The following is a 12435-nucleotide window of genomic DNA, read 5'->3' on the forward strand; positions in this document are numbered from 1 at the left end:
AAGCAAGAATTGCACCAGTTTTTTGCCATCTCTCTGACGGCCTGACAGGTAACCCGATACCGGATCAGGTTAACGCTGATTGGTCATCCGACGGGCGAATTGCAGAGTGGCAAACTCATCCATCAGCTTCTGCTCCTGGCGATCCAAACGCTGCTGGCGCTCCGTTTGCTTTTTATCCAGCAGCCATTCAATGGAGCGCCGCTGTTTTCGGACTTCATTCCATTGCTCAGAGCTTCGGGTAATTTGATGATCAAAGTGGTGACCGGCGGCTTTTTGCCGCGACAGGGTTTCATCCAACTGGCTGAGAAACTTTTGCAAATGACTGTAGGAGCTGGCTGTCAGCCCCTGCATTCCGCGCTCCGACAGCTGTCGGCTGTAATCCAGCCGGTATTGCTCGATCTGCTGCAGCTGGCGAAGGTAATTTTCCTTCTCCAACCGCGCCTGGTGTAAGGCTGTCGCGGCTTTTTGCTCATCGTCTTTGGCTCGCTCCAATAAGAGCGCCAGGGCTTGTTCAGACATGGTCAGATTCCTAGGTTAAGCTCAGCTTTCATCAGGAACCACTCAGAACCGAGCGCAGCATGTTGACGCACATATCATAAGGAACCGATTCTTTCATCGATTGTTGCAGATACGCATCCAGTCTGGGTTTGAATGCGAATGCCTGATCAATGGCCTGATCCGTACCCGGTTTATAGGCACCGATAGACACCAAATCCTGATTTTTTCGGCAGATAGACAAAATCTGCCGTACTGCTTTTGACATCAGCATGTGCTCCTCGCTGACAATCGCCGGCATCACCCGGCTGACCGAGCGCTCTACATCAATAGCCGGGTAATGACCGGCATCCGCCATTTCCCGGGACAGCACAATGTGACCATCCAGAATTGCCCGCGCGGAATCGGCAATCGGATCCTGCAGATCATCACCTTCGGTTAACACGGTAAAAAAAGCAGTGATAGACCCCTGATGCTCGCCACCATTACCGGCACGTTCAACCAATGCCGGCAGTTTGGCAAAAACCGACGGCGGATAACCTTTGGTTGCCGGGGGCTCACCAACCGACAGGGCAATCTCCCGCTGTGCCTGGGCAAAGCGGGTCAGAGAATCCATTAACAGCAGCACATCCAGTCCCTGGTCACGAAAGTATTCCGCAATTGTCAGGGCTGTCTGGCAACCTTTTAACCGCATCAGCGGAGAGGCATCTGCCGGGGCCGCGATCACTACAGCCCGCTCGCGCCCCTCAGTACCGAGAATCTCATCAATAAATTCTTTTACCTCGCGACCACGCTCGCCGATCAGGCCCACGACAACCACCTGAGCGGTCGTGCCCCTAGTCATCATTCCCAGCGTGACGGACTTACCGACCCCCGAACCGGCAAACAGGCCAATCCGCTGGCCTTTGCCGACCGTCAGCACACCATTGATGGCTTTCAGCCCGACATCCAGCGGTTCTTTGATCGGCTTACGGCTCAAGGGATTGATTGGGTCGGCGTTAAATGAAGCGCGCTCAGCGGTATAAATATCACCCAGCCCGTCAAGCGGGTTACCAACCCCGTCAATGACCCGCCCAAGCAGCTCCATCCCAACCGGCAGACCGGCAGCATGCTGAATTGGTGTGACTCTGGCCCCGGGCATCACGCCGGTCAACTGTTCGCTCGGCATCAGGTACAGGGTCTCGCCGGAGAAGCCCACCACCTCAGCTTCCATCTCACCGTTGAGGGTTTCCACCCGGCACAGGCTGCCAACCGGAGCCCGACAGCCAATCGCTTCCAGAGTCAGGCCAACCACGCGAACCAAGCGGCCAGCGGCCACTGGGCGACAAGCCAGTTGGGAAGTTTGGTATCGGGAAAGACGCTCAGCCAGTGCCATTATCAGGCTCCATGCTGCGTGTGTTGCGTTGCATTGACGCCTATGAATTGGGTCAGCAGATGGCGAATTCGCTCCTGAACGGGGAACTCCACCGTAGAGTCACCAGCCTGCACCACCAGATCGCCGCGATTTAAGGCGGGTTCAGCCTGAAGCTGCCATTGGCGTTCGGCCAGGCTCGCTTCACCATAGGCTTTTTTGATAACAGCGGCATCGTCTGGATGCAGTTGAATAATCACGGTTTGATTGGCGATAGGCAGAGCGGCAATACCCTCGCGAAGAGTCTGAAGAATCACCTGAGAATTGGTATTCAGTTCCACCTGAATCAGCTCACGGGTCAGCCCGGTTACCAACCGGAGCAACTGCTGTTCAACATCATTGTCGACCTGCGCCAGCGGAGTCGAAAGCTTGTCCATCAGCTGGGTGAGTAATCCTACCTGCTCCTGAATGCGTGCCTCGCCCTGTGTCAGCCCTTCTGCGAGCCCTTGTTCCAGGCCTTGCTGCTTACCCTGCTCCAGCCCTTCGCTTTGCCCCAGAGCAAAACCTTCAGCATGACCGGCCTCGCGACCTTCTAGCAGGCCTTCTTCGTAAGCCGACTGACGAATGGCTTCCAGATCAGCGGCGGTTAACGGTGGCGGTCCCTGCTCTTCCTCTTCAAGTTCGAGCGGCTCCACATGCCATTGCGGATCATAGTTCAGCGCATTCTCCGCCATCGACGACTGCTCGTCGCTGTAATCCGGATAAGCCCAGCGCTCCAGCTCCTGAGCCTGATGCTCAGATACTCGCAAAAAACCACGGCGGCGATCAGTCGACATTTATTTTCCTGTCAGTTTTCAGGTTATAGGATCAGAGGAAATCGTCCTGACCACTGCCAGTCAGCATGAGTTCACCGGCATCAGACAGACGACGGGCAATTGACAGAATCTCTTTCTGAGCAGCTTCCACATCAGAGACCCGAATTGGTCCCATGGCTTCCAGATCGTCCTGCAGCATTTCAGCCGCACGCTTGGACATGTTACGCAGGATTTTTTCACGCAACAGGTCATCCGCTCCTTTCAGGGCTTTCTGCAGCAGATCTTGCGGCACATCACGCAAAAGAGTCTGGATACCACGATCATCCACTTCCGCCAGGTTATCAAAGACGAACATCAAATCTTCAATCTGTGTCGCCATCTCTTCATCGTTCTCGCGGATCTGATCCATGAGCAGACCTTCAACATTGTTGTCGAGGTAGTTCATGATTTCTGCCGCCGCCTTCAGGCCGCCAATTTTCGCCGCCTGAGCGCCGGCCTGACCGGCAAACTGTTTCTCCATGATATCATTCAGTTCATGCAGTGCCGCCGGCTGGACTTCTTCTAGGTTAGCAATACGCATCATCAGATCTAAACGAACCCGTTCAGGGAACTGTGCCAGAATCTCGGCCGATTGTTCCGGCTCAAGGTAAGACAGCACAATGGTCTGGATCTGCGGGTGCTCATTGTGAATGATGCTGGCCACCTGACGGGGATCCATCCATTTCAGGGAATCGAGCCCTTTCGAGCCGCTGCCCATCAGGATTTGATCCACCAGATTATTGGCCTTGTCTTCACCCAGCGCGGCAATCAGCGTATTGCGAACAAAGTCTTCACTGCCCATGCCGATGCTGGTGTATTTCTGAATATCTTCGAGAAAATGGCGATGTACGGCGGACACCTTGTCCTGGCTCAGATCAGCCATTGACGCCATGGCACCACCCACCCGCTGTACCTGTTTAGGCTGCAAATGGCGAATAATGCTGGCGGCATCCTGTTCATTCAGGCTCAACAGCAAAATAGCCGCTTTTTCAGTCCCAGACAGACTGTTGACGTCAAACTTTTTGTCTTCAGTGGTAGAGACTTCATTAGCCATCTTCATTCACCCAATTTTTCACAACTTGTGCCGCCAGATCCGGCTCGTTAGCAACCAGTGCCCGCACCGCTTTCAGCAGATCCTCATCTTTGTGCAGGTTCGGCAGGTCGAGCGTGCTGCTGCTCAGCTCCAGCACGTCACCGCCATCCAATTCACTACCGATAAGGTCAATCCGATCATTGTCACCGCCCATCAGTGGCATGCCATTTTCATCAAGTGGCGTACCGTCTGCGGCCTGATTCGGATACAGCAGCTTGCGCATCGCCGGACGCACCATGACCAACATGACAACAGCAATCACCAGTGCGGCAGCCAGCCAGCGAACCCAGGTACTGAAGTTCGGATGCTCCCAAATTGGCAGATCGGAAACCTGAATGTCTTCCGGCTCGGCAAACGGCACAGAAATCACTTCCAGCATGTCACCGCGGGCCTCCGAAAAGCCCACCCCACCTTTCAGCAGGCGGCTGATTTTCGCCAGCTCGGCTTCACTGAGCGGTATCCGGGTCATTTCACCACTTTCCGGATCCAGTACAGATTTATAATCAATAGCAACAGAAACCGTCTGACGCTGAATACTGCCGGATTGCGCCCGCTTATGGCGAATAGTGGTATCCAGTTCATAGTTACGGGTGGCTTCGCGGTGTACCGAGCCATTGTTTGCATTTTTACCCGACTGCAGTTTGGCGACATCTTCCGGAATCGAGCTGTCTGCAGGCGGCTGGTTGCTCAGCGCGCCGGGAATACCGGCCACCATGCTACCGTTGTTGTAATCTTCCAGCGTGTATTCACTGCGGGTCGCCGAGGTCGCCGGGTCGTACTGCTTGCGGGTTTCTTCCACCGCGCTGAAATCCATCGATACATCCACCTGGGACGTATATTTCCCCAGTCCCAGTACAGGGATCAGGATGGCATCGATTTTATCCCGCAGGGCCTGCTCCTGCTTGCGTTCCAGCTCATACTCTTTGCGCCGGGCGGTCGCCGCCGGGTCTTCGGTTCCTGAACTGAGCAAACGACCGTGCTGATCAGTCACGGTAACACGGGTCGGTTTGAGCCCCGGCACCGCCGTGGACACCATGTCGACAATTGAATCCACTTCCTGCTGGCCCAGCGTTGCACCGCTGCCCAGCGTCAGAAAGACAGTGGCTGATGCTTCCTGGTTATGACGCACAAATACGCTCTGTTTTGGCATCGCCAACAACACCTGCGCTTTGCGGACCTGACGGATTTGTTCGATGGCACGGGCCAGCTGGCGCTCACGACTTAGCTTAAGACGCTCCTGCTCAAGCCGTTGCGACACGCCGAAACCCATGTCTTTCAGCAGGATATCATCGCCTTCTGCGGTCGTCTGATTGAGCCCGGCCCGGGTCATCTCCAGCTTAATCGAGGAATAATTATCGGCAGGCACCCGGATGGTGTTGCCTTCCAGGGTGTAAACAATTTTTTTCTGATCAAAATGATCGAGAATAGGTATCAGCTCAGCCGTTTCAAACGTGCCTAACGGACGCATCTCCGGCTCTTTCAGCCAGGAGATAACCAGCACAATCAAGGCCACGCAGATCGCCACTGACAAGACCAGAATCACCTGACGCAGAAGATCTAGGTTGCCCAGCATGCTGTCTACACGCGAAACACTCTTTTCTTCCGCATCCGGGTTCTGCATATCCAGGCTATCATTCGACAACGCCGGTGTAGATGCCTGCCCAGCCACAGCTAGCTCATTGTTTGAAGACGAATCCGACACTCAATAATTCCTGATTTATACCGGCATGTTCATTAATTCTTTGTAGGCCTCAACCATTTTGTTCCGCACCTGCACGGTTGCTTCAAAGGCCACACTGGATTTGTTGCGGGCAATCATAACGTCAGACAGAGAAACACTGCGGTCTCCCTGATCAAATCGCGTCGCCAGCTCGCTGGACTGCGACTGCAGACCGTTGACGTTTTTAATGGCATTGCCCAGCAACGCGCCGAAATCTTCACTGACTTGCTGTGCTGAGGCAGGCTTGTTGGCATTGCTGGCCTCCAGTTTCATTGCCTGGAGTTCCGCCTGAAGTCCGTTTACTTTCATCTTCTCTCCTTACAAATCAGTCTAATTCTTATTGAAATCAACATTCTAAATAAATAATGGTAATGGCAAAACAACAGCATCATTACGCCGGTTAAACTGGGATATCGATTCCAGCATCACGCATTTTTGCCAACTTATAGCGAAGGGTTCGTGGGCTGATCCCCAGTCTTTCTGCGACATCTTTCCGGCTGCCATCGCAGGCACGAATGGTTTCTAGAATAATCGAAAACTCCTGCTCCCGCAGCTCATTTCCTAGGCCATCAGCAGGCACCGCTGTCGAGAAAACCGCACTGCACTTTTCCTGAACAGGCATCACATCCGGAATCACTGCCTGCTCAATGGTCGATTGCAAGTCACAGGCATCCAGCCAGTCCAGCCCTTCCAGCAGAATATCAGCTGCGGTAATGTACTGCCCCTGACACAGAATCAGCGCACGCTGGACGACATTATCCAGCTCCCGGACATTTCCCGGCCAGCTGTAGCGTCGCAGTTTAGCCAGGGCATCACCCGCAATCTCCGGCAAGGCCAGCCCCTGCTTTTTGCAGTGGCGATCCAGTAGAAACTGAGCCAATGGCTCGATATCGCCCGGACGATCAGCCAGCGCCGGCCACGCCAGCGGAAACACATTGAGCCGGTAATATAAGTCCTCGCGAAAATGCCCGTCCGTGACATACTGCTTCAGGTCACGGTTGCTGGTCGCCAGAACTCGTACATCCAGCTTGATACTTTTACGGCTGCCCAGACGTTCTACTTCTCTTTCCTGCAGCACGCGCAGCAGTTTGACCTGAAGATTCAGGTCCATCTCGCTGATTTCATCCAGCAAAATCGTCCCGCCCTGCGCCTGCTCAAATTTACCCGGACAAGCCTGGACAGCACCGGTAAACGCCCCTTTCTCGTAGCCAAACAGCGTGGCTTCCAGCATGTTGTCCGGTATTGCCGCGCAGTTGATAGCGACAAATGGGCCATCACTACGTGCCGAATGATCGTGAATATAGCGGGACATGACTTCTTTGCCCGAACCGCTTGGGCCAAGGATAAGCACGCTGGCATCCGTTTTGGCTACTCTTTCCGCCAACGCCAGCAGCTTACGGGATTTTTCGTCTGCCACTACCGCGGAGGTAGATTCCGTCTTAACCGGTGCATAACGGCCAATCATGTTAAGCAGCACTTCCGGGGCAAAAGGCTTGGCCATGTAGTCGATGGCACCGTCCTTCATAGCTGACACGGCATCTTCAATATTGGCGTATGCCGTCATCAGCAACACCGGCAATTTCGGCCAGTGCTGCTTGATACTACGCAGCAGGCTGAGCCCGTCCATGCCTGCCATTTGAACATCCGACACGACGATATCAACCGGCTCCGATTTCAGCAGTAGCAATGCCTGCTCGGCACTCTCTGCTTCCAGCCATTGGTAACCTGCCAGAGCAAGTGTATCGACCAGGGCCTCGCGCAGTCCCTCATCATCTTCAACGACTAAGACACGGCTCTGATTCATAACATAACTCCTGTTTCTGACGTATCGGGTTGATGCGCGTAAGAAGATGACGCAGCATCAGGGACAGGCAAAGAAAGGGTAAAACAGGCACCATTACCTGGTTCAGAAGACACCCTCATCGTTCCCTTGTGAGCATTGACGACCATCTGGACCACAGCCAGACCCAATCCGGTGCCCTGTTTGCGGGTCGTAAAGAATGGCTCCAGGATTTTTTGCTGCAGCTCGGCGGAGATCCCCGGGCCATTATCCAGCACGGCAATATGAATTCGATCATCTTGTTGTAGTACATGCACCGCAACACGGCAGCCTTTACCCGCCATTTGGACCGCATTGATAATCAGGTTGCTAAGGGCATTCGCCAGCGCGTTCACATTACCGACCAAAACATGTGATTCATCATCACAGTCAATGCTGAAATCCACCTGTTTTTGCATTACCAACGCTTCAACCATCGTTTCCAGTTCGTTCAACAGTGCTTCCACGGTAAACCGTTCGATCACTTTGTTGTCGCCACCTTTGGCGAACAGCAACATATCATTGACTTGTTTTTCAAGATCATGGAGGCGGTCGACCAGTTTGGCCTGAAAGCGATCTCGGGTAGCTGGAGCCAGATTCGGAGCCCCCAAATTAGAGGCATACAACATGGCACTGGACAAAGGGGTACGCACCTGATGAGCTAAGGAAGCAACCATTTTTCCCAGTGACGACAGTCGCTGCATTTCACTGATTCGCGACTGGAGTAGTCGGGTTTCCGTCATATCAGTAATAAAAATCAACTGCCCGCTCGCTGTGGCAGAAATAGCCAGTCTGACACGGCGACCGTTTCGTAGTGACACTTCATGACCGTCGTCTTCTCGGGGCGCAAAGGCACGCTGAATGACCTCAACCCATTTCACGCCCACCAGCGGTTCACCCAGAAGGCGGCAGGCTTCGGGATTCGCTTCGCTGACTTTGCCGGCTGAATCGAGGAAAATCACGCCTGAAGGCATGACATCAAGTGCTTGTTGGTATCGGGCGACCTGCTGCGACATCGTGTCGAGCGAGGCGTCTTTGTTGTCCATCAAATCCCTGGCCATACTGACTTTTTATTAGTAGGTGTTTTCTTTAGCATTTTTCGTGCCAATAAAAAACAATAAGATTCAGTATGTTATAATGACCAGAAACAAAAACAGCGATGTCAGTATTTTGACACCGCTGTTTTTAAATAGGCACTGCTTATTGTCGCGAACTTCTGCTATCCGCTCACTCAATACATTGTCTTAGCGAATTTCTTCTTTGTTTAGACCGTATTTACGCATTTTTTCAACCAGAGTCGTACGACGCATTCCCAGCATATCCGCCGCTCGCGCCACGACGCCGCTTTGCGCTTCCAGCGCCTGACGAATCATATCAACTTCCAGCTCTGCCAGCATTTCCTTCAGATTCAAACCTTCAGGTGGCAGCCCGCTCAGGCTTAGGGTCTCTTCCGGTTCGCGGCTGTCTGTCGCAAACATGTCAGCCAGTGCCGCACGCTCCTGATCTTCAAGCGACAGGAAGTTTTCTTCCGGCTGGAACTCCGGCAAATCACAATAGCGGTACTTCATCGGCAGGTGGTTAACGTCAACCATCTCGCCCGGATAAAGAATGATCAGGCGTTCAACCAGATTCGCCAGTTCACGAATGTTACCCGGCCAGTCGTGATCCATCAGCGAGGTAATCGCACGCGGGGTAAAGTAAACCGGCTTCGCCCCTTCAGCTTCCATTCGAGCCAAAAGTTCCTGAAGCAGCAGCGGGATGTCTTCAATACGACCGCGCAGGGCGGGCATTTCAATTGGGAAGACGTTCAGGCGATAGTAAAGATCTTCACGGAAAGTATTGTCGCTGATCATCTCTTCCAGGTTGCGGTGTGTCGCTGCGACAATTCGCACATTGGCTTTGATGGTTTCCGTGCCACCGACGCGCTCAAAACAACGTTCCTGAAGGACCCGAAGTAGTTTCACCTGCATGGACATTGGCATATCGCCAATCTCGTCCAGGAACAGAGTGCCGCCTTCAGCCAGTTCAAAGCGACCTTTACGGGCAGAAATCGCACCGGTAAATGCCCCTTTCTCATGGCCAAACAGTTCACTTTCCAACAGATCCGGCGGGATAGCCCCACAGTTAACCGGAACAAACGGGCCTTTACCACGGTTGGAATGATAATGAATGTTTCGTGCCACTACTTCTTTTCCGGTGCCGGATTCCCCTAGTATCAGAACACTGGCTTCCGTCGTCGAAACCTGTTCAATAAGATGGCGGATCTCACTGATCGCTTCACTGCGACCCACCATTGAGCGAAATAAGGTGTTCTTTCGTCCCAACTGAGGCGCCTGAAACGCACGTTTGCCTAGAAATTCCTGGCAGTGACGGAATGCATTGGTCAACTGACTGTAGTTAAGTGGTAGCTCAAGGTTTCCGACATAATTTGGCAGCCCCGCTAACGCCTGTTCGTGACCAGACAAAGCAATGACCGGGATATGATTATTGATGCGAAGGAAGTCCAGGATTCTGCTGACCGCTTTATCGGCTTTGATATTACCCAGTAAACAGGCACCCCAAGCATTTCCCCACACAGAATTATCGATCTCTTCAGAGGATAAAGTGACATGTTGTTCACCGAGAAAGTTCAATATGACACTAAAATCGTGGCGATACTGCTGATCATCATCAATAACGAGGGTTTTTGCTAAACCTTGCATAGGAAAGATATTGCCTGTCTGTAATTATCTAATCGTGGCACCCTGCCAAACGGATAAAATCCTACAACGTTAATCGCGAATTTTCGTTTATAAAAATAAGATGGTTGCCAGGTAAATTGGCAACCATTGTAATCAATGTACAGTAGAAGGCAACTGACTTCCCTCAAAGTGAGAGACCAGTACAAATGAAGGGGCTTTTGCCGTGCAACAATAGGAATATTTGTCACACGGCGAGGTTAGCCATACATTAACCGGCGTTTTCGGCCTGTTCAGTGGCATAATGGTACTCTGCCGGGATTTGATCCCAGGCTGATTTAATTTCACTGAGCAGTGAAATTACTTCCGCAATTTTCTCCGGATCGTTGTTCAGATTTGCGTCAAGGATATGACGCATCATGAAATCGTAGAGGCGATCCAAATTAACAGCAACGTCACCACCATCAGACATTGAAAGTGTTTCACGCAGACTGCTGATGATTTCCAGGGCTTTATTCAGGCGCTCACCTTTGGCCGCCATATTCCCCTGCTCCATTGCCGCTTTACCCTGAACCAGGCGTTCAATGGCTCCGGCCATCAACATCTGTACGATGCGATGTGGTGAAGCACTGGCTAGCTGAGAGTTTACCGATACTTGCTTGTAGGCCTGAAGGGAACCACGCATGATAATTTCCTAATTTATTTTTGATACATTTGATAAATCGACACTGATTTTTTGCCTTTTTTGGCAATCAACAGCTTCTCTTTAATACGGGAACGGTTTTGCTCCAGCAGATGCTTAATTTCCCGAGTACGCTGCTGTACCTCATCAAATTTTTGACGGGTCAGCGTTTTTTCATCTGCAAGGATAGTTTTCACCATCTCATGACGAGCAGCCACCAACGTCTGTAGCTGCTCCGGAAATTCTTCCGGGTATTCTTCCATTACAACCATCGCTTTAATACGATGCTCAAGCTGATGTAGTTCTTTCATGGTCTTACCTTACTGAGAGCAACACGTTCTAGAGCAACAAGCTCTGCATGGTTGCCAGCTCCTGGGTCATTTGGGCAATCGCGGCATCCATGGCTGACAGTTGTTTGTATGTGCGATCTTCAAAGTCTTTCATACGGGCATCAAGCTGAGACATATCGTCTTCCAGACGCTTTTGCTGCTCTTTCAGGCTGTCTTCTTTACTGGTAATACTGCCATCCCGGCCAACAAAACCATCCAGGACTTCATCAGCCTTATCTAAAAAGCCGCCATCACTGGTAAAAAAAGCACCAAAATCTAAAAATTTATCATCCAGCATGTCACCTAAAATTTCTTCATCCAGTTCTAATTTACCGTACCTATCAGTCGTTACACCGAAGTCTGCCATCCGGTATTTCTGGCCATCCACGGTTACAGGTTCATTTATCAGGTTTCTCAGCTGGCTAATAAGAGATTTGGAGACACTGTCGCCGACCAACGGTCCGCCACTGCCCTCTTCAACACTATAGCTTGACTGCGATTCAATCATCTCAAACAGGCTATTGTATTGCTCAACAAACTTCGTCAACGCGTCTTTGGGTTGAGTTTTATCGTTTTCAATCGTGATATTGATACTTTTGGTTTCAATATCATCGGTGTCAGTACCTGTACCATAAGTTCCCGTCAGCTTCTTGATATCCAACGTTAAGCCATCAATGGCATTTTCAAATTTGTTGGTAGAGCTGGTTACAGCAGAAAAACCATCAATGATAATTTGAGCATCCTGCGCAGCCTGCATTTCTGCCATATTTCCGCCAGGAGAGGCGGGATCATAGGTCAAATTCGCCAAATCACCAGTCATGCCTGATGCATCGATTTTTATCTGATTTTCAGCACCGGTTTTCGTCGATGAAAACAGAATTTTTGAACCACCGTCATCGGTAATGGTAGTCGCAGTGATACCGGGATTATCTTTCGAATTATTAATTGCAGCAACAACGTCTTTTAGACTGTTTTTATCCGAACTGATATTGATGGTCATTGATTTGTCTCCGACGGAAATGACCATCTCACCACTACCTAAATCAGCAGCCGGATCGGCATCAAAGCTGGAATTACTGACAATTTTATGGCTTTTTGCCAGCTGTTTGACCTCAACAGAATAAGAGCCATTCTGGGTATTACTGTCCGCCGTTACAGAAATAAACTCTTTATCGGAAGATGAAGCTTTCTTACTGATAAAAGCTTCATCTTCTTTAAACTTTTCAAGTAACTCTTGTAGACTACTGGCCGAAGACTTTACCAAGCCATAAGCACTCAGGCTACTGTCTACTTTACTCATTTGATCTGTTATTCGCGTTTGCTTAGGCGTTCGTTCGGCTGCCACCAGCTGCTGCGTCATACCAGCAACGTCTAACCCTGATCCTAAACCACCAACAGATAATCCCATAAGTTC

12 protein-coding genes are annotated in these 12435 nt (G+C 51.3%); all 12 read right to left on the reverse strand.

The window, feature by feature from the left end; genetic code table 11:
- Nucleotides 1-69 precede the first annotated feature (69 nt).
- A complete protein-coding gene (gene fliJ / locus FH974_RS11620; protein WP_047883840.1) occupies nt 70-519 on the reverse strand; it encodes a flagellar export protein FliJ in 450 nt (149 codons plus the stop codon).
- Nucleotides 520-550: 31 nt separating this feature from the next.
- Nucleotides 551-1873, reverse strand: coding sequence for a flagellar protein export ATPase FliI (gene fliI, locus FH974_RS11625; RefSeq protein ID WP_047883841.1), 1323 nt, complete (start codon nt 1871-1873; stop codon nt 551-553).
- Nucleotides 1873-2682: a flagellar assembly protein FliH gene (fliH, locus tag FH974_RS11630; protein ID WP_047883842.1), complete on the reverse strand. Its 810-nt coding sequence runs from the start codon at nt 2680-2682 to the stop codon at nt 1873-1875. The genes fliI and fliH overlap by 1 nt, the downstream gene beginning before the upstream one ends.
- Before the next feature lie 31 nt (nt 2683-2713).
- A complete protein-coding gene (gene fliG / locus FH974_RS11635; protein WP_207103290.1) occupies nt 2714-3754 on the reverse strand; it encodes a flagellar motor switch protein FliG in 1041 nt (346 codons plus the stop codon).
- On the reverse strand, nt 3747-5495 hold the full coding sequence (gene fliF / locus FH974_RS11640) for a flagellar basal-body MS-ring/collar protein FliF (protein WP_047883844.1): 1749 nt from the start codon (nt 5493-5495) through the stop codon (nt 3747-3749). Before fliF ends, fliG begins: the two co-directional genes overlap by 8 nt.
- 15 nt (nt 5496-5510) lie before the next feature.
- Entirely contained in the window at nt 5511-5822 is a 312-nt protein-coding gene (gene fliE, locus FH974_RS11645) for a flagellar hook-basal body complex protein FliE (protein ID WP_047883845.1), read from the reverse strand.
- Nucleotides 5823-5913: 91 nt separating this feature from the next.
- On the reverse strand, nt 5914-7317 hold the full coding sequence (locus FH974_RS11650) for a sigma-54-dependent transcriptional regulator (RefSeq protein WP_047883846.1): 1404 nt from the start codon (nt 7315-7317) through the stop codon (nt 5914-5916).
- Complete coding sequence (locus FH974_RS11655; RefSeq protein WP_047883847.1) at nt 7314-8378, reverse strand: sensor histidine kinase; 1065 nt, start codon at nt 8376-8378, stop codon at nt 7314-7316. The genes FH974_RS11650 and FH974_RS11655 overlap by 4 nt, the downstream gene beginning before the upstream one ends.
- 198 nt (nt 8379-8576) lie before the next feature.
- Complete coding sequence (locus FH974_RS11660; RefSeq protein ID WP_047883848.1) at nt 8577-10034, reverse strand: sigma-54 dependent transcriptional regulator; 1458 nt, start codon at nt 10032-10034, stop codon at nt 8577-8579.
- Nucleotides 10035-10281: 247 nt separating this feature from the next.
- Nucleotides 10282-10695, reverse strand: a complete 414-nt coding sequence (fliS, locus tag FH974_RS11665; RefSeq protein ID WP_047883849.1) for a flagellar export chaperone FliS — start codon at nt 10693-10695, stop codon at nt 10282-10284.
- A gap of 14 nt (nt 10696-10709) precedes the next feature.
- Nucleotides 10710-11003 (reverse strand): hypothetical protein, encoded by a 294-nt coding sequence (locus tag FH974_RS11670; protein WP_047883850.1) that lies wholly within the window; start codon nt 11001-11003, stop codon nt 10710-10712.
- A gap of 28 nt (nt 11004-11031) precedes the next feature.
- Complete coding sequence (fliD, locus tag FH974_RS11675) at nt 11032-12429, reverse strand: flagellar filament capping protein FliD (RefSeq protein WP_047883851.1); 1398 nt, start codon at nt 12427-12429, stop codon at nt 11032-11034.
- Nucleotides 12430-12435: the final 6 nt, after the last annotated feature.

Origin of the sequence: Photobacterium ganghwense (assembly GCF_017329545.1) — a bacterium.
In the GTDB taxonomy this organism is placed as follows: domain Bacteria; phylum Pseudomonadota; class Gammaproteobacteria; order Enterobacterales; family Vibrionaceae; genus Photobacterium; species Photobacterium ganghwense.